General features: G+C 60.8%; 19 protein-coding genes. 11 read left to right on the top strand and 8 right to left on the bottom strand.

Annotated features, from left to right (window positions below):
* Positions 1–94: 94 nt before the first annotated feature.
* Positions 95–1,009, top strand: coding sequence for a DMT family transporter (locus tag FHT86_RS17925; RefSeq protein WP_133708178.1), 915 nt, complete (start codon positions 95–97; stop codon positions 1,007–1,009).
* A gap of 20 nt (positions 1,010–1,029) precedes the next feature.
* Here FHT86_RS17925 and FHT86_RS17920 read toward each other — a convergent pair whose 3' ends face one another.
* Positions 1,030–1,662 carry a LysE family translocator gene (locus FHT86_RS17920; protein WP_133708177.1) on the bottom strand — a complete coding sequence of 211 codons (633 nt, stop codon included), beginning with the start codon at positions 1,660–1,662 and terminating at the stop codon, positions 1,030–1,032.
* 24 nt (positions 1,663–1,686) lie between these two features.
* Complete coding sequence (locus tag FHT86_RS17915; RefSeq protein ID WP_133708176.1) at positions 1,687–2,244, bottom strand: isochorismatase family protein; 558 nt, start codon at positions 2,242–2,244, stop codon at positions 1,687–1,689.
* A gap of 129 nt (positions 2,245–2,373) precedes the next feature.
* On the opposite strand from FHT86_RS17915, the gene FHT86_RS17910 reads away from it, so the two are divergent.
* Both FHT86_RS17910 and cysK read left to right on the top strand, forming a co-directional pair.
* The gene (locus FHT86_RS17910; RefSeq protein WP_133708175.1) at positions 2,374–2,991 is read left to right on the top strand and encodes a LysE family translocator; all 618 of its coding nucleotides are present in this window, start codon (positions 2,374–2,376) and stop codon (positions 2,989–2,991) included.
* A gap of 135 nt (positions 2,992–3,126) precedes the next feature.
* Positions 3,127–4,095 (top strand): cysteine synthase A, encoded by a 969-nt coding sequence (gene cysK / locus FHT86_RS17905; RefSeq protein ID WP_133708174.1) that lies wholly within the window; start codon positions 3,127–3,129, stop codon positions 4,093–4,095.
* 70 nt (positions 4,096–4,165) lie between these two features.
* Here the strand turns inward: cysK and FHT86_RS17900 are convergent, their stop codons facing one another.
* Positions 4,166–5,698 (bottom strand): YifB family Mg chelatase-like AAA ATPase, encoded by a 1,533-nt coding sequence (locus FHT86_RS17900; protein WP_133708173.1) that lies wholly within the window; start codon positions 5,696–5,698, stop codon positions 4,166–4,168.
* A 134-nt stretch (positions 5,699–5,832) separates the two neighbouring features.
* Here FHT86_RS17900 and FHT86_RS17895 point away from each other — a divergent pair, with 134 nt between their 5' ends.
* Positions 5,833–6,234, top strand: coding sequence for a hypothetical protein (locus FHT86_RS17895; protein ID WP_133708172.1), 402 nt, complete (start codon positions 5,833–5,835; stop codon positions 6,232–6,234).
* A gap of 57 nt (positions 6,235–6,291) precedes the next feature.
* On the opposite strand, the gene gshB is transcribed toward FHT86_RS17895, so the two are convergent.
* The 5 genes from gshB to rsmI form a co-directional block, all read right to left on the bottom strand.
* Positions 6,292–7,239 (bottom strand): glutathione synthase, encoded by a 948-nt coding sequence (gshB, locus tag FHT86_RS17890; RefSeq protein ID WP_133708171.1) that lies wholly within the window; start codon positions 7,237–7,239, stop codon positions 6,292–6,294.
* A gap of 97 nt (positions 7,240–7,336) precedes the next feature.
* Positions 7,337–7,840: a cupin domain-containing protein gene (locus tag FHT86_RS17885; RefSeq protein WP_133708170.1), complete on the bottom strand. Its 504-nt coding sequence runs from the start codon at positions 7,838–7,840 to the stop codon at positions 7,337–7,339.
* 97 nt (positions 7,841–7,937) lie between these two features.
* Positions 7,938–8,933 carry an endonuclease gene (locus tag FHT86_RS17880; RefSeq protein WP_133708169.1) on the bottom strand — a complete coding sequence of 332 codons (996 nt, stop codon included), beginning with the start codon at positions 8,931–8,933 and terminating at the stop codon, positions 7,938–7,940.
* A gap of 104 nt (positions 8,934–9,037) precedes the next feature.
* The gene (locus FHT86_RS17875; RefSeq protein WP_133708168.1) at positions 9,038–9,406 is read right to left on the bottom strand and encodes a YraN family protein; all 369 of its coding nucleotides are present in this window, start codon (positions 9,404–9,406) and stop codon (positions 9,038–9,040) included.
* Positions 9,399–10,307 (bottom strand): 16S rRNA (cytidine(1402)-2'-O)-methyltransferase, encoded by a 909-nt coding sequence (rsmI, locus tag FHT86_RS17870; protein WP_133708167.1) that lies wholly within the window; start codon positions 10,305–10,307, stop codon positions 9,399–9,401. The genes FHT86_RS17875 and rsmI overlap by 8 nt, the downstream gene beginning before the upstream one ends.
* Before the next feature lie 247 nt (positions 10,308–10,554).
* Here rsmI and dnaN point away from each other — a divergent pair, with 247 nt between their 5' ends.
* The 7 genes from dnaN to FHT86_RS17835 all read left to right on the top strand — a co-directional run bounded on the left by dnaN (position 10,555) and on the right by FHT86_RS17835 (position 15,572).
* Positions 10,555–11,673: a DNA polymerase III subunit beta gene (gene dnaN / locus FHT86_RS17865; protein ID WP_133708166.1), complete on the top strand. Its 1,119-nt coding sequence runs from the start codon at positions 10,555–10,557 to the stop codon at positions 11,671–11,673.
* Positions 11,674–11,834: 161 nt separating this feature from the next.
* A complete protein-coding gene (gene pmtA, locus FHT86_RS17860) occupies positions 11,835–12,428 on the top strand; it encodes a phospholipid N-methyltransferase PmtA (protein WP_133708165.1) in 594 nt (197 codons plus the stop codon).
* A gap of 8 nt (positions 12,429–12,436) precedes the next feature.
* Complete coding sequence (locus FHT86_RS17855; protein WP_133708164.1) at positions 12,437–13,024, top strand: histidine phosphatase family protein; 588 nt, start codon at positions 12,437–12,439, stop codon at positions 13,022–13,024.
* Between the two features lies 1 nt (position 13,025).
* The gene (pyrF, locus tag FHT86_RS17850; RefSeq protein ID WP_133708163.1) at positions 13,026–13,718 is read left to right on the top strand and encodes an orotidine-5'-phosphate decarboxylase; all 693 of its coding nucleotides are present in this window, start codon (positions 13,026–13,028) and stop codon (positions 13,716–13,718) included.
* A gap of 25 nt (positions 13,719–13,743) precedes the next feature.
* The gene (locus FHT86_RS17845; RefSeq protein WP_133708162.1) at positions 13,744–14,031 is read left to right on the top strand and encodes a DUF1330 domain-containing protein; all 288 of its coding nucleotides are present in this window, start codon (positions 13,744–13,746) and stop codon (positions 14,029–14,031) included.
* Between the two features lie 111 nt (positions 14,032–14,142).
* Complete coding sequence (locus FHT86_RS17840; RefSeq protein ID WP_133708161.1) at positions 14,143–15,123, top strand: complex I NDUFA9 subunit family protein; 981 nt, start codon at positions 14,143–14,145, stop codon at positions 15,121–15,123.
* Positions 15,124–15,407: 284 nt separating this feature from the next.
* Entirely contained in the window at positions 15,408–15,572 is a 165-nt protein-coding gene (locus FHT86_RS17835; protein WP_166656853.1) for a hypothetical protein, read from the top strand.
* The last annotated feature ends 29 nt before the right edge of the window (positions 15,573–15,601 follow it).

The raw sequence follows: 15,601 nt of genomic DNA, 5'->3' as shown, positions 1-15,601 counted from the left end.
TAATTAGGCTATGTAACCATAATTCCTTATCCAGATTATATCATCTGTACGCTCACAGCAATATTATCAGGTTCTATAAACCGGGGTAGGGATAATGAACGAGATAAGACGCGGTACAGCGGAAATGACGGCGGCGATGCTGATTTCGGGAACGATCGGCTGGTTCGTACTGACGTCGGGACAGCCTGTCACCGGCGTTGTCTTCTGGCGTTGCCTGTTTGGTGCGCTCACGCTTCTTGTCGTCTGCGGGGCCATGGGCCTGTTGCGCCCCGGCATTCTCAGCCCGCGGACCTTTGCGATCGCTGTCGCTGGCGGCGTCGCCATCGTCCTCAACTGGCTGCTGCTTTTCGCTGCCTATTCGCATGCCTCCATTTCGATCGCGACGACGGTCTACAATACGCAGCCCTTCATGCTGCTCGGTCTCGGCGCGCTGTTTCTCGGTGAAAAGGTCACGCTCACCAAGCTTTTCTGGCTGGGCATCGCCTTTGCCGGCATGGCTGTTATCGTCGAGGGGAAGCCGGCGGAAGCAACGGGCGCCGGCAGCTACGCCATCGGCATCCTGCTCTCGCTCGGCGCCGCCTTCTTCTATGCGCTTGCCGCTTTGGCCGCCAAATGGCTGAAGGGAACGCCGCCGCATTTGATCGCACTGATCCAGGTCTCGACCGGCATTCTGATGCTCGCGCCCTTCGCCGATCTTTCCGCTCTGCCGCGGGACACGGGAGGATGGTCCATCCTGGCGACGATGGGCATCGTCCATACCGGCTTGATGTATGTGCTGCTCTATGGCGCGATCCAGAAACTGCCAACGCATCTGACCGGGGCGCTGTCCTTCATCTATCCGATCGCCGCCATCGTCGTCGACCGCTTCGCCTTCGGCCATGTGCTCGGGATTATGCAAATCGGCGGTGCTGCGATCATCCTGATTGCCGCAGCCGGCATGAACCTCGGCTGGACCATCGCATTGCCGCGTCCTAAAAGCGATCGTCTTTCAGAGGAAGCCGCCGAATGATCAGCTGCCAGTGTTCTGATCTAGCGTTGCGCCTCGAAGGCCATGCGCATGGCGAGCCCGGCCAGCACCGTGCCCATCAGCCAGCGCTGTACCAGCATGAAGGACGGGCGGCTTGAGAAGAACAGTGCGACGGAGCCGGCCGTCAACGCAAAGATGGCGTTAAAGGTCAAGCTGACGGCGATGTGGGTAAAGCCGAAGATGATGGATTGGCTGAAGACACTGCCCGCAGCAGGATCGATGAACTGCGGCAGCAGCGAGAGATAGAGGATCGCGACCTTCGGATTCAGCAGGCTGGTAACCAGGCCCATGACGAAGAGTTTGCGCGGCCCATCCTTCGGGAGATCGCGGACCTGGAAAGCCGAACGGCCACCCGGCCTCAGCGCATTCCAGGCAAGCCAGGCGAGATAGGCGGCACCTGCAAGACGCAGCGCGTCATAGGCAAAGGGCACGGCGAACAGAAACGCAGTGATGCCGAGGGCCGCCGAAAGCATGTAGAAGACGAAGCCGAGTGCCACGCCGCCAAGCGAGATCAGCCCGGCCGCCGGCCCCTGAGAGATCGATCTCGACACCAGATAAATCATATTCGGCCCGGGCGTCAGCACCATGCCGAGAGCGATCAGGGCAAAGGCGATCATACTGGCAAGATGCGGCATTGAGGTCTCCGGCGGGGGATGAATTCAGAAGGCGATTTGGACTGTCGGGACAAGCTTGATCTCATGCGGGCCGGCATCGAAGCCGTCGAGCAGCATATTGTGATGAGCGATGATCGCCTCGAATGTCAGCTTGCCCATATCGGCGGTGGTGTGACCATCCGAGAGCAATGTCACATCGAAGCCGAGCGAGACGGCGCGGCGCGCGGTGGTATCGACGCAGAATTGCGTCATGCAGCCGCCGATGACGAGATGGGTGATCCCCTTTGCGCGAAGACGCGCCTCGAGATCCGTCTCGAAAAAGGAATCGCAACTCGTCTTGTGCACCACGACATCGCCGGCCTCCGGCGCGATTTCGCGGCGCAACTGCCAGCCTTCGCCGCGCTTCGCCAGGCGATGCGTCCCTTGGCCGTCATGCTGCACGATGAAGGAAGGAATTCCGGCGGCGCGGGCTTTGCGTTTCAATGCAGCAAGCCTGGCCACGACCGCCTCGAGGGCGGCGTCGATCGCCGGCTGGCGCTCCGGCGTGCCGAGGCCGGTCAAAATGGCATTCTGGAGGTCGATCAGGAGCAATGCGGACGACATGGGAGCCTTATGCAACACAGTTTCGACGGGCCTTAACCCTTTGGTAGTATGTTCGCGTCGTTTGCGCAATCGCTTGAAAACGCTAGGGTGGTGCGATAGAGCAATCGTCTATTCCTGGAGGAAGGCACCATGACGCTTGCAGCCCTGCTCACCTATAGCGGCGCGCTTTTCATCGCCGCCGCGATTCCCGGTCCGGGCATTACCGCTATCGTTGCCCGCGCGCTCGGTTCCGGCTTTCGCGAGACATTCTTCATGGGGCTCGGTCTGGTGCTCGGCGACATGATCTACCTGACCGCCGTCATTCTCGGCCTCGCCTTCGTGGCGCAGACCTTCACCGAGATCTTCATCGTCATCAAGATCGCCGGTGCGCTCTATCTTGCTTACATCGCCTGGAAGCTCTGGACCGCCGGGTTGCTCTCTACCGATGTTACGGCGAAAAAATCGACCAGCGCTGGCATGTCCTTCCTCTCCGGCCTGCTGGTAACGCTCGGCAACCCGAAGACCATGCTGTTCTACGTGGCCCTTGTGCCGACGCTAATCGATATCAACAGCATCGGCCTTCGCGAATATGCGATGCTGCTCGCGGCGAATTTCGTCGTGCTTCTGGTGGTGCTGATCCCCTATATGCTGCTCGCTTCCCGCGCCCGCACCTTCCTTAAGAGGCCGAAAGCGCTGCAGATTTTGAACCGGGTCGCCGCCAGCATTCTCGCCGGCACGGCCGCCTTCATCGCCACCCGCGCGGCCTGAAAAAACCTTTCCGGATGAAGCCCTGCGTGAGATTCTTTTCCCGCTGTACAAGATCGGCAGAGTGATCCCATTCTGGTTTCCGTTCGCGTTTGACCTTATTGTGCCTCTACAATTCCAATAAAGGGAGAGCTACCCATGTCCGACACCCGCAAACCAGGCCGCGGCCGCGTCTATGCCTCGATCACCGACACCATCGGTGATACGCCGATCGTGCGTCTCGACAAGCTGGCCAAGGAGAAGGGCGTCAAGGCCAACCTCTTGGCGAAACTCGAGTTCTTCAACCCGATCGCCTCCGTCAAGGACCGTATCGGCGTCGCCATGATCGAAAGCCTGGAAGCTCAGGGCAAAATCACTCCTGGCAAGAGCGTGCTGGTCGAGCCGACGTCCGGCAATACCGGCATCGCACTCGCCTTCGCCGCCGCCGCCAAGGGTTACAGGCTGATCCTTACCATGCCGGAGACCATGTCGATCGAGCGCCGCAAGATGCTGCTGCTGCTCGGCGCCGAACTGGTGCTGACCGAAGGCCCGAAAGGCATGAAGGGCGCAATCGCCAAGGCCGAGGAACTGGCCTCGACGCTGCCCGACGCCATCATCCCGCAGCAGTTCGAAAACCCGGCCAACCCGGAAATCCATCGCAAGACGACGGCCGAGGAAATCTGGAACGACACGGACGGCAAGGTGGATATCTTCGTATCCGGCATCGGCACCGGCGGCACGATCACCGGTGTTGGCCAGGTGCTGAAGGCCCGCAATTCGGATATCAAGGTTATCGCTGTCGAGCCGGCCGACTCGCCCATTCTCTCCGGCGGCAATCCCGGCCCGCACAAGATCCAGGGCATCGGCGCCGGCTTCGCTCCGAAAATTCTCGACACGCATATCTATGACGAAGTCGTCACCGTCACCAATGACGAGGCCTTCCAGCAGGCGCGCCTCGTCGCCAAGCTCGAAGGCGTGCCGGTCGGCATCTCCTCCGGCGCAGCCCTGACGGCTGCGATCAAGATCGGCCAGCGGCCGGAGAATGAAGGCAAGAACATCGTCATCATCATCCCGTCCTTCGCCGAGCGTTATCTGTCGACAGCACTGTTCGAGGGACTTGGCGGCTAATCAGCCCGCTTCGATTGTCAGAACTTGAGAAGGGCGCAACCGCGCCCTTTGTTTTTTCAGTCGTCGACACTCACGCCGGCGCCGTAAGCCTCTCGCCGGCGATGCGGTAGGAAATGGCTTCCGCGAGATGGATGCGTCCAACCGTCTGCTTGTCGTCGAGATCGGCGTGCGTGCGGGCCACTTTCAGGACGCGATGATAGCCTCGGGCGGAAAACTTCATCTTTTCCGCGGCATCGCGCAACAATTGCAGGCCGGCGGCGTCCGGCTCGGCGATGGTCTCGATCATCGATGTCGAACAGCGGGCGTTGGTGGAAGTCCCCTTCATGCCTGCAGCTTCGAAGCGTTCGCGCTGTCGCTCGCGGGCGCGGGCGACTCGAAGGGCGACATCGGCGCTCTTTTCGGCGGTCGTCGGCCGGATGAGGTCGGCGGCGGAGACCGCGGGCACGTCGAGGCGGATATCGATACGGTCCAGCAACGGTCCGGATATGCGGCCCTGATAATCCGCGACGCAACGCGGACCGCGGGCGCAGGTGTGACCCGGCTCGCCTGCCATGCCGCAACGGCAGGGATTCATCGCCGCGACCAACTGGATGCTGGCGGGATAGGAAACGCGATGATTGGCCCTGGCGATGACGCATTCGCCCGACTCCAGCGGCTGGCGCAGCGCGTCCAGCGCCTGCGGCGAAAACTCAGGAAGCTCGTCGAGAAACAACACGCCATGATGGGCAAGCGATGCCTCACCGGGTCTGGCGCGCAAGCCGCCGCCGACCAGCGCCGCCATGGTGGCGGAATGATGCGGCGTGCGGTAGGGCCGGCGGTCGGAGAGCTTTCCGCCCGAGAGCTGGCCTGCAACAGAATGGATCATCGACACTTCCAGCAGCTCCGTCGTCGACAATGGCGGCAGAATGGACGGCAGGCGCGACGCCAGCATCGACTTGCCGGAACCTGGAGGGCCGACGAAAAGCAGATTATGCCCGCCAGCCGCCGCCACTTCCAGCGCCCGTTTGGCGCTCTCCTGCCCCTTGATATCGGCGAGATCGGGGAAGTTGGCGGCACTGGCACGGATCGATGGTTCAGGGCGCGACAGGACCTGGGCGCCGCGGAAGTGATTGGCGAGAGCGATCAGGCTACGAGGGGCAAGGATATCGATCTCGGCACCGGCCCAGGCGGCCTCAGGGCCACTTTCGGCCGGGCATATCAGGCCCTTGCCGATTGCGTTGGCGGCAATCGCGGCCGGCAGCGCACCGGCGACGGGTGCGATCGTGCCATCGAGATTGAGCTCGCCGATGACGGTATAAGCCGAGAGCGCATCTGCCGGAATGGCGCCCAGCGCCGCCATCAGCCCGAGCGCGATTGGAAGATCGAAATGGCTGCCCTCCTTGGGTAAATCGGCCGGCGCGAGATTAACCGTGACCTTCTTCGGCGGCAGTGACAGGCCGGAGGCGTGAAGAGCTGCCTGCACCCGTTCGCGGCTTTCGGCCACGGCCTTATCCGGCAGGCCGACGATATGCATCAGCACCTTGCCGGGCGAGATCATCACCTGCACCTCGACGGGAACGCCCTCAATACCCTGAAACGCCACCGTGCTGACGCGCGCTACCATACCCGCCCTCTTTTAACTCGTTTAACGCTATCAATTCTTCATAACAGACTATGGGTTGCAATGTGGCAGAAAATATGGAATGAAACAAGAACAATAAAAGAACGAAGGGACGATTTCCGCAATCGGAGGCAAATATGAGACTTGTGGTATCGCTATCCCTTCTGCTTGGCGCTGTTCTGGTCGGCTGCCAGTCCATCGACGGCGGGGACAATCTGGAAAAAGGCGTGCCTTATCAGCTGAGCGCCAAGGAAACCGCCGCAGTGGAAAAGGGTTTGCGCCAACAGCTTCCCTATGAGGGCGTGCTGATCTTTGGACCGATGCTGGCGTCCAAGAATAGCAAGGGCAACGTCAGCGTCTGCGGCACCATCAGTTCCCTCGGCGGGCTCAGCGGCGTCATGGACAAGCGGCCTTACGTCGGGATGATGGTCAATGTGCCGCCGCTTTTCGGTTTTGTACCCATCGTCATCGCGAACGAAAGCTCTAGCAGCCAGTCAGCCGTGTTCCTCACCTGCCACAGGGAGGGCATTCCGATATAATTTCGCGCCTAAGGCGAGAGGACGGGTGGCAATGGCGCGTCCTCTCTAACGGCCGCTTCAGGCACGCTTGGATTCGATCGCATCCCACAGCAGGCTGGCGATATCGGCGCCGCCGAAGCGCTTGACCTCCCGCAGGCCGGTCGGTGACGTGACATTGATCTCGGTCATATAGTCGCCGATGACGTCAATACCGACGAGCAGGAAGCCGCGGGCCTTCAATGCCGGGCCGATGCGCGCGCAGATTTCCTTTTCGCGCGGCGTCAGTTCGGTCGCCTCGGCGCGGCCGCCGACATGCATGTTGGAGCGGCTATCATGCTCGGCCGGTACACGGTTGATGGCACCAACAGCCTCGCCGTCGACGAGGATGATGCGCTTGTCGCCCTTGCGCACGTCTGGCAGGTATTGCTGAGCGATGAAGGGCTCGCGGAAGAGCTGGCCGAACATTTCGAGCAAGGAAGAGAGATTGCGGTCGTCCCGGGTCGAATGGAACACGCCGGCGCCGCCATTGCCGTAAAGCGGCTTCAGGATGATGTCGCCCATCTCCTCGCGGAAACGACGGATTTCGCCGGCATCGCGCGTGATCAGCGTCTTCGGCATCAGGTCGGCGAATTCGGTGACGAAGATCTTTTCCGGCGAATTGCGCACCCAGGCCGGGTCGTTGACGACCAGCGTCTTCGGATGAATGCGCTCGAGCAGGTGCGTCGAGGTGATGTAGGCCATGTCGAAGGGCGGGTCCTGGCGCAGCAGCACCACGTCCATGGTCGAGAGATCGACGCGTTCGGGTTCGCCGAGTTCGAAGTGATCGCCCTTGACGTCGCGCAGGATCATCGGCTCGACCGAAGCGTAGATCTTGCCGTCGCGCATGCTCAGACGCTCGGGTGTGTAGTGAAAGAGCTTATAGCCACGGTTCTGGGCTTCGAGGCTCATTGCGAAGGTCGAGTCGCCCCCGATGTTGATGCTCTTCACATGGTCCATCTGGACCGCAACATTCTTGATACCAGCCATAGTTTGCCCTCGCTCGAATTCGCGGACAGATTTAGGTCGCCCGGCTTTCAAACGCAACGGCTATTCAAGCGCTTCACGAAGGCGTCAGTCTGCGCGGTCAGGCAGCAATGCCCTGTGCACCGCCCTGTCTTACGAAGTCACGCAGGCGATAGACCATGGTCAAGGGCTTCGGGAACGGCTTGCGGCAGAAGGCAACCTTCCTCACATAGCGATCGATGCGCCATGTGGCCCATGTGCCGCCGGCAAAATAGGCGACGTCGCCGGCGCCGAGCACACGTTCGACGCCGTCCTCCGTGGTGATATGCACCTCGCCTTCGAGGATCATCACGGTTTCATCCCAGCCGAAATGCCAACGGAACTCACCCGCCGTGCAATCCCACACCGCCGTCAGCGCAGCATCGTCCTGCCCGCGCGAATGCTCGGCCAAGCGGGCGATGGGCGCGCCGGCAATGATCCAGGTGGGCTCGATCGGCGACGGCTTCAATTCCATATCGCCGGCAGCACCCGCCACGAAATTCTTTGCCGGCGACGACGCCACCGCAACCGGCACGGCACGCGCGGCAAAGGCTGTCACGCTTGCAAACATCAACTTCCAGACCATAGCAATCCCCCGATGCCATCTATGCTGGCACATTGATGACACGAAAGGGGTAACGGCAAGGTTCAGGAAAAACCGCGCATTTTAATGATTGCAAGACTCAGGGCGCAAAACCCTCGATGGTGCAGACGACCATGTCATGATCGGAGAGCGGCTTGCCTTCATCGTTGAGCGAGGAGATCAGACGGCTTTCGCCGATCTTCAGGCCACGGCTCAAGAACCAGTCGAGCTTCATGGCGCGCTCCGGAAAGCGGGTAATAAGGCTGGGGCGCGTGCTCATCTGATCGAGCGGACCGCCATGGCGCTCGAAGCCGCGGGCCGCTGCCATGGCAAAAAGCGTATCCGTCTCAAAATCGCCGCCGCTGTGATTGCCGGTGTTGAGATCGCCGCCGATCAGGATCGGCAGGCCGGGCGCAAAAGCCTCGACAGCGTCGATCAACGCCGCCGTCTGGCGTTCGCGGTAAATACCGTTGGCGGCACTTTCGAGATGCACGGAAACGGCGACGAAAGGACCGGCTTCGGTCTCGACGATCGCGCCGATCGCGCAGCGCTCGCCGACGCGCGGCTGCTCATTACTGTCCTTGAACCAGACGGCCTCGCCCGGCAGGCGGAACAGGAAGACATTCTTCAGAGAGGTCGAGGCCATCAGTGCATTGCCGTGAAAGCCTTTCTCGTTGAAATCTTGCTTGCAGAAGGAATGTTCGATCTGTGAACCGAGGCTGAGTTCGACGAATTCGACGCCATAAGCGTAGGCCATGCCAAGCTCGCCCGCGACGATGGCGGTTGGGTCCTGTTGCTGCGTGCGCGCCATGCCTTCGTCCATCTCCGAAAGCAGCACCAGCGGTGCGTGAGTCGCCTTCAGCTTGGCGGCGGATTCGATGGGGAAAAGGCAGCGCTCCAAGTTCCATGCAGCCACGGTGAAGGGAAAAGCAAGCGGCGCCGACTCGACCGTCACGCCGCCGAGACGCACCGTATTCATGCAGGTGAGCGAAGCCAGTGTCGCGGCATGAATGTCGGGGTTCTTTTCCAACGAAATGAAGCTTTTGCGTTCCTCGTGCGAAGGAACGGCGAAGGCGGAAACAGTGCTGCGGATCATTATGAGGCCTGTCGAGGTGGGGGATAAAGCGCGACGTCTGAAAGCGGCGTAAGCGCGGTCGTCCGGCAATAGGCGCGTTTTATGACGCCTCCATGAAATGAACCTCAAAAAGCATCCGGAAAATGCCGAGGCCAGCGGCCGGGCAGGATGGCGATGATATCGTAGCGCTGCGATAAGCGCCCATAGTCTGGCTGGCCGGCAAGCCAGAGGTCGCTGGCAGCACGAATGCGTTTTTGCGCAGAAAAGGAGATGGCATCGATCGCCTCCGGCTCGCCGCGCCTGGCTTTGACCTCCACGAAGACCGCGAGATCGCCTTTGCGGGCGATGATGTCGATTTCGCCGAGCTTGGTGCGGTGACGGATGGCGAGAATGCGATAGCCCTTGAAGAACAGGAAAAGCGCTGCGGCATATTCCGAGACATGACCGCGCCGCCAGGCTTTCCGCCGCTTCAGCTTCTCGCCGATCTCAGTCATGCCGCTCTTTCATATCGAGTAAACGTTGGTAAAGGTCCTTGCGCGGCAGGCCGGTCAAGCGCGCTGCCTCCGCCGCGGCCTTGGCGGTCGGCATGGTCCCCGCGAGATCGCTAAGAATGGCCTCGACATCCGCCTCCGCCGCTACATTTTCCGGCGGCGGACCGACGAGCAGCACGATCTCGCCTTTCACATGTTCGACGGCCTCATAGAACACTGCGAGCTCGGTGAGCGAGCCGCGACGGAATTCCTCGAAGGTCTTGGTGAGTTCGCGGCAGACAGCCGCCTTGCGCTTGCCGCCAAGTACATCGGCGGCCGCGGCGAGCGTCGCGGCGATGCGATGGGGTGATTCAAAGAAAATCAAGGTCGCGGGAATGGCGGCAAGCTCGGCGAGCCGGTCACGTTTGCCCTTGTCCTTGGCGGGAAGGAAACCGGCGAAGAAAAAGGCGTCATTGGGCAGGCCGGAGCCGACCAGCGCGGCGAGCGGGGCCGAGGCGCCGGGGATCGGCACGACACGATAACCCGCCTCAATCGCCTGCTGCGCCAGCCGGTAACCGGGATCGGAGACCAGCGGCGTGCCGGCATCGGATACCAGCGCTACCGAGCGGCCAGCTTCCAGCGCCTGCAGCAGCCGCGGCCCGGCCTCGTCGGCATTGTGCTCATGATAGGCGAAGGGCCTGTTCTGGATGCCGTAACGGTCAAGCAGCACGCGGGTGACACGCGTATCCTCGCAGGCGAGGACGTCGGCGCCGGCCAGCGTCTCCAGTGCCCGCAGCGTGATATCACCAAGATTGCCAATCGGCGTGGCGACGAGATAAAGCGCCGACTCCAGCGGCCGGGCGGGAACTGTGGTATTATGCAGGCGGAAGCTGCGCGCTCCGCTGCTTGTATGTTCGTCGCTCATACCGACCCTGAATTCGCCTGGGAATCATCATCTTTATGGGCGAGGTATGGCCCGACGGCAAGAGCGATGCAAATCCTGTGAGCATTGTCGGCCAAATATCGAAATGACGAGCAGCAGATCCCGATGCCTCTTGCATTCGCATGCTGAGTTCTGTCATTTTGCCCGTCCAATCTCGGGCCTTGTCCGAAAAAGCATCCTTCGGGCGCCTGTGGCCGCCCGGGCAGTAACGGTCGAAAGCGGTAGCATCATGCGTATTACAATTGAGCGGTCGAACCTCCTGAAATCGCTGAACCACGTGCATCGCGTGGTCGAGCGTCGCAACACGATCCCGATCCTGTCCAACGTATTGCTCAAGGCCGAGGGCGCGAACCTCGACATGAAGGCGACCGACCTCGATCTTGAAATCACCGAAGCGACGCCCGCCAATGTCGAGAAGGCCGGCGCCACCACCGTGCCGGCACATCTGCTCTACGACATCGTGCGTAAGCTGCCGGACGGTTCGGAAGTGCTTCTCGCCACCAACCCCGACGGCAGTTCGATGACGGTTGCCTCCGGCCGCTCGAAATTCTCCCTTCAATGCCTGCCGGAATCCGATTTCCCGGACCTGACCGCCGGCAGCTTCAGCCATTCCTTCAAACTGAAGGCGTCGGACCTGAAGATGCTGATCGACCGAACGCAGTTTGCGATCTCCACCGAAGAGACGCGTTATTATCTGAACGGCATCTTCTTCCACACGATCGAAAGCAAGGGTGATCTGAAGCTGAGGGCCGTGGCCACCGATGGTCACCGTCTCGCCCGCGCCGATGTCGACGCCCCTTCGGGCTCGGAAGGCATGCCGGGCATCATCATTCCGCGCAAAACGGTCGGCGAGCTGCAGAAGCTGGTCGACAGCCCCGATGTCATAGTCACGGTCGAAGTGTCTGATGCGAAGATCCGCCTGACGATCGGTTCGATCGTCATGACCTCGAAGCTGATCGACGGCACCTTCCCTGACTATCAGCGCGTCATCCCGACCAGCAATGACAAGGAAATGCGGGTCGATTGCGAGACGTTCGCCCAGGCCGTCGACCGTGTCTCGACCATTTCGTCTGAACGGGGCCGTGCCGTGAAGCTGGCGCTATCGGACGGCCAGCTACTGCTGACGGTCAATAATCCGGACTCCGGAAGTGCTACGGAAGAGGTTGCCGTCGGCTACGACATGGAGGCGATGGAAATCGGGTTCAACGCCAAATATCTGCTCGACATCACGGCGCAGTTGTCCGGCGATGCGGCGATTTTCCTGCTCGCCGATGCCGGCTCGCCGACACTGATCCGCGACACGGCCGGCGACGACGCTCTCTACGTCCTGATGCCGATGCGCGTCTAGCGAAACCGAAGCGCCCTTTCATGCGTTCTTATGAACGAAGGGCGCTTTTATTTTAGCCTGTATAGATTGCGACATTTTCTCTTGTTATTGCGTCACGGCATTGCAAGATAAGACATAAGCGATATGTAAGTCGCAACTGTAAAGATCTGGTGGGGGAGAGCATGGCGCTGCGTCTCAAGGAACGGCTGGGCAAGAAGTTCGATGAAGAAATCCGTTTCTTCAAAGGCATGATGCAAGGCCCGAAAACGGTCGGTTCGATCGTTCCGACATCCTCGATCACCGCTCGCAAGATGGCGAGCGTCGTCAATATCCATTCCGGCCTGCCGGTGCTGGAGCTCGGTCCTGGAACAGGCGCGATCACCAAGGCGATCCTGGCGCGCGGTGTTGAACCGGAAAATCTCGTCGCCGTCGAATATTCCACCGACTTCTACAATCATCTCGTTCGCCTCTATCCGGGCGTCCATTTCATCAATGGTGATGCGTTCGATCTCGACAAGACGCTTGGGGTATTGCGCGGCCAGACATTCGATTCCGTCGTCTCCGGCATCCCGCTGCTGAATTTCCCAATGAAGGCGCGCGTCGCTCTGCTTGAAAGCCTGCTGGACCGTATGCCGCCCGGCCGCCCTGTGGTGCAGATTTCCTATGGCCCGGTCTCACCAATCATCGCCCGGCCGGATCGCTACCATATCCAGCATTTCGACTTCATTGTCCGCAACATTCCGCCAGCGCAGCTCTGGGTCTATCGTCGCGGTTGAGCTGGATCATGTTCGCACTCTATATCACCCACCCGCAGGTGCGCATCGATCCCTCTGTCCCGGTTCCGGAATGGGGTCTGTCCAACATCGGTGCGGCGCGGGCGCGAATAGCGGCAACCCGCCCGTGGGCGGGCGACCTTGGCTTGATCGTCTCCAGCGGCGAACGTAAGGCGATCGAGACCGCCGAGATCCTGGCGACGGCGAGCGGCGCGACGGTCGAGATCATCGAAGCCATGCATGAGAACGACCGGAGCGCTACCGGCTTCCTGGCGCCACCGGAATTCGAGAAGGCGGCGGACTGGTTCTTTGCCCACCCGCACGAGAGCTTCAAAGGCTGGGAGCGCGCTATCGACGCGCAGGCGCGAATCGTCTCCCACGTCGAGGCGGTCCTTTCACGCCATAAACCGCAAGTGCCAGTTGCCTTTGTCGGCCATGGCGGTGTTGGGACACTGCTGAAATGCCATCTCGAGGGAAAGCCGATCGCGCGGCAGGGCGATCAACCACCGGGTGGCGGCAATCTTTTCTGTTTTGATCTTGCGAAGCGCGCCCTCTCATGCGACTGGACGCCTATGGAAGATTGGCAGGGATGGACTTGAGATGACCGCACGCGACCGCTTGATCGTTGGACTGGATGTTCCAAACCTTCAGGAGGCCGAAAAGGTGATCGCGGCGCTCGGCGACGATATTCTCTACTACAAGATCGGCTATCAACTGGTTTTTGCCGGGGGGCTTGAACTGGCCCGCGATCTCGCCGCCGACGGCAAGAAGATATTCCTCGACATGAAGCTGCTCGATATCGACAACACGGTCGCTTCCGGCGTCGAGAACATCGTCAAGATGGGGATGTCGATGCTGACGCTGCACGCCTATCCGAAGGCGATGCAGGCGGCCGTTGCCGCGGCCAAAGGTTCCGATCTTTGCCTGCTCGGCGTCACCGTGCTGACCTCGATGGACGAACAGGACCTGATCGCCGCCGGATACGAATACGACCCGCATACGCTGGTGTTGCGCCGCGCTGAACAGGCGCTTCTTGCCGGCATGGGCGGCATCGTATGCTCGGCCGAAGAATCCGCGGCCGTGCGCAAGATCATTGGCCCTGACATGGCGCTGGTGACGCCCGGCATTCGCCCGGCCGGCAGCGACAAGGGCGACCAGAAGCGCGTGATGACCCCGGCTGAAGCCATCAAAGCCGGATCAAGCCATCTCGTCGTCGCCCGGCCCATCGTCAAAGCAGCCGATCCGAAGGAAGCCGCCCGTGCTATCCTGGCGGAGATGGACGCCGCGCTCTAAATTGCAAGAAACAGGGAGACCGGACATGGCAAAGGGATACTGGATCGCACGCGTGGATGTTCGCGATCCCGAACGCTACAAGGACTATGTTGCTGCCGCCAAGCCGGCTTTCGAGAAGTACGGCGCGAATTTCCTTGCCCGCGGCGGTGCTTTTACGCCGCTGGAAGGTCAGGCCCGCGGCCGCAACGTCGTGATTGAATTCCCGTCGCTGCAGCATGCCGTCGATTGCTACAACTCGCCAGATTACCAGATTGCTGCTAAAATCCGTCACGAAGTGGCTGATGCCGAAATGGTGGTCGTCGAAGGCATCTAAAGCTTTTAAAAAGCAGCCAGAACATGCGGCGCGATGGCACTTCACCTCGGCCCACGGATCGGTTAAGACGAAACCAGATCAGCCCTATCTAAGCCTTTCGAGGAGCCTGCCATGACCCTGTCCAACCTTCCGCCGCTCGTCACCGTGTTCGGAGGATCGGGCTTCATTGGGCGGCATGTCGTCCGCGCACTAGCCAAGCGCGGCTACCGCATCCGCGTCGCCGTGCGCCGCCCCGATCTTGCCGGCTATCTGCAGCCGCAGGGCAATCTCGGCCAAATTTCGATCGTCCAGGCGAACCTGCGCTACCGCAACTCCATCGACCGCGCCGTCGAAGGCGCGCAGCACGTGGTCAATTGCGTCGGCATTCTGGCCGAAAGCGGCCGCAACACATTCGATGCCGTGCAGGAATTTGGCGCCAAAGCCGTGGCCGAAGCCGCACGCGGCGTCGGCGCTTCGCTGACCCACATTTCCGCCATCGGCGCCAACGCCCATTCTCCTTCGGCCTATGCCCGCACCAAGGCCCGCGCCGAAGCCGCAATTCTGTCGATCAAACCGGATGCGGTGATCCTGCGCCCTTCGATCGTTTTCGGCCCGGAAGACGGCTTCTTCAACAAATTCGCCGATATGTCACGCAGCGCACCCTTCCTGCCGCTGATCGGCGGCGGCAAGACGAAGTTCCAGCCGGTTTATGTCGAGGATGTCGCCGAAGCAGTCGCCCGCGGCGTCGATGGCAAGCTGAAAGCCGGCACGATCTATGAGCTCGGCGGTCCGGAAGTGCTTTCTTTCCGCGAATGTCTCGAGACGACGCTCACCGTTATCAACCGGAAGAAGTCGCTGGTTTCGCTGCCGTTCGGCCTTGCTTCCTTCATCGGCGGCGTCGCTTCGGCTTTGCCGCTCATCACTCCGCCGATCACGCCCGACCAGGTTCGCCTGCTGAAGAGTGATAACGTCGTCTCCAAGGAAGCTGAGGCGGAAGGCCGGACGCTGAAGGGCATCGGCCTGCTGCCGACCCTGCTCATCTCCGTGCTGCCGTCCTATTTGGTACGCTATCGCCCGCAGGGCCAGTTTACTGGCTCCGGCAAGGCCGCCTGACCCTTCTCCGATTCGGAAAATTAAAGCGCCGCCTGGTTCCGCCCAGGCGGCGCTTTTGTGTTTCGGGCCATGCTTCCGACCCTCAAGGAGGTGCCTTCACCATCCCGGTGCACAGCTTAGCGTTGCCGAAAAGACGCACTCTGAAAATACTAGCATTAACGTCAAATTTAACATGAACATTTATTGCTATTAGTCACTTCACTGACTAACACAACCGCGCGTCGCCGGGTCCGGCAAAAGATCAATTTGCGACGCGCTTCACTTCTGCGGAAAGGCATTTTTCGATGGGCAAGTCTATCGCGCTTTTGTTTGCGTGCGCGGCACTGGTGATTCTCGCTGGCTCTTTCGTGGCCCGCGGCAGCATCGCCTCGGTCAAGGGCGAATGCACGCCGACCTATGGCGTCGACCCCTGCACGACAGGTTCCATCGATCCTTCGTCCTCGAATTGATCGAGCATGAAAAAGGCCGGTTTTCACCG

This window comes from Rhizobium sp. BK313 (assembly GCF_014193655.1).
Lineage (GTDB): Bacteria > Pseudomonadota > Alphaproteobacteria > Rhizobiales > Rhizobiaceae > Rhizobium.
The sequence above is the reverse complement of the archived record's forward strand: the minus strand, read 5'-3'. Positions and strand labels throughout refer to the sequence as shown.

What these genes read in the sequence shown, in the direction of transcription:
- FHT86_RS17840 (WP_133708161.1), top strand. Translation starts at nt 14,143, where the DNA reads ATGACCCTGTCCAACCTTCCGCCGCTCGTCACCGTGTTCGGAGGATCG.
- FHT86_RS17855 (WP_133708164.1), top strand. Translation starts at nt 12,437, where the DNA reads ATGTTCGCACTCTATATCACCCACCCGCAGGTGCGCATCGATCCCTCT.
- FHT86_RS17895 (WP_133708172.1), top strand. Translation starts at nt 5,833, where the DNA reads ATGAGACTTGTGGTATCGCTATCCCTTCTGCTTGGCGCTGTTCTGGTC.
- FHT86_RS17845 (WP_133708162.1), top strand. Translation starts at nt 13,744, where the DNA reads ATGGCAAAGGGATACTGGATCGCACGCGTGGATGTTCGCGATCCCGAA.
- FHT86_RS17910 (WP_133708175.1), top strand. Translation starts at nt 2,374, where the DNA reads ATGACGCTTGCAGCCCTGCTCACCTATAGCGGCGCGCTTTTCATCGCC.
- FHT86_RS17915 (WP_133708176.1), bottom strand. Translation starts at nt 2,244, where the DNA reads ATGTCGTCCGCATTGCTCCTGATCGACCTCCAGAATGCCATTTTGACC.
- FHT86_RS17885 (WP_133708170.1), bottom strand. Translation starts at nt 7,840, where the DNA reads ATGGTCTGGAAGTTGATGTTTGCAAGCGTGACAGCCTTTGCCGCGCGT.
- FHT86_RS17875 (WP_133708168.1), bottom strand. Translation starts at nt 9,406, where the DNA reads ATGACTGAGATCGGCGAGAAGCTGAAGCGGCGGAAAGCCTGGCGGCGC.
- FHT86_RS17835 (WP_166656853.1), top strand. Translation starts at nt 15,408, where the DNA reads ATGGGCAAGTCTATCGCGCTTTTGTTTGCGTGCGCGGCACTGGTGATT.
- gshB (WP_133708171.1), bottom strand. Translation starts at nt 7,239, where the DNA reads ATGGCTGGTATCAAGAATGTTGCGGTCCAGATGGACCATGTGAAGAGC.
- FHT86_RS17880 (WP_133708169.1), bottom strand. Translation starts at nt 8,933, where the DNA reads ATGATCCGCAGCACTGTTTCCGCCTTCGCCGTTCCTTCGCACGAGGAA.
- FHT86_RS17900 (WP_133708173.1), bottom strand. Translation starts at nt 5,698, where the DNA reads ATGGTAGCGCGCGTCAGCACGGTGGCGTTTCAGGGTATTGAGGGCGTT.
- pyrF (WP_133708163.1), top strand. Translation starts at nt 13,026, where the DNA reads ATGACCGCACGCGACCGCTTGATCGTTGGACTGGATGTTCCAAACCTT.
- FHT86_RS17920 (WP_133708177.1), bottom strand. Translation starts at nt 1,662, where the DNA reads ATGCCGCATCTTGCCAGTATGATCGCCTTTGCCCTGATCGCTCTCGGC.
- rsmI (WP_133708167.1), bottom strand. Translation starts at nt 10,307, where the DNA reads ATGAGCGACGAACATACAAGCAGCGGAGCGCGCAGCTTCCGCCTGCAT.
- pmtA (WP_133708165.1), top strand. Translation starts at nt 11,835, where the DNA reads ATGGCGCTGCGTCTCAAGGAACGGCTGGGCAAGAAGTTCGATGAAGAA.
- dnaN (WP_133708166.1), top strand. Translation starts at nt 10,555, where the DNA reads ATGCGTATTACAATTGAGCGGTCGAACCTCCTGAAATCGCTGAACCAC.
- cysK (WP_133708174.1), top strand. Translation starts at nt 3,127, where the DNA reads ATGTCCGACACCCGCAAACCAGGCCGCGGCCGCGTCTATGCCTCGATC.
- FHT86_RS17925 (WP_133708178.1), top strand. Translation starts at nt 95, where the DNA reads ATGAACGAGATAAGACGCGGTACAGCGGAAATGACGGCGGCGATGCTG.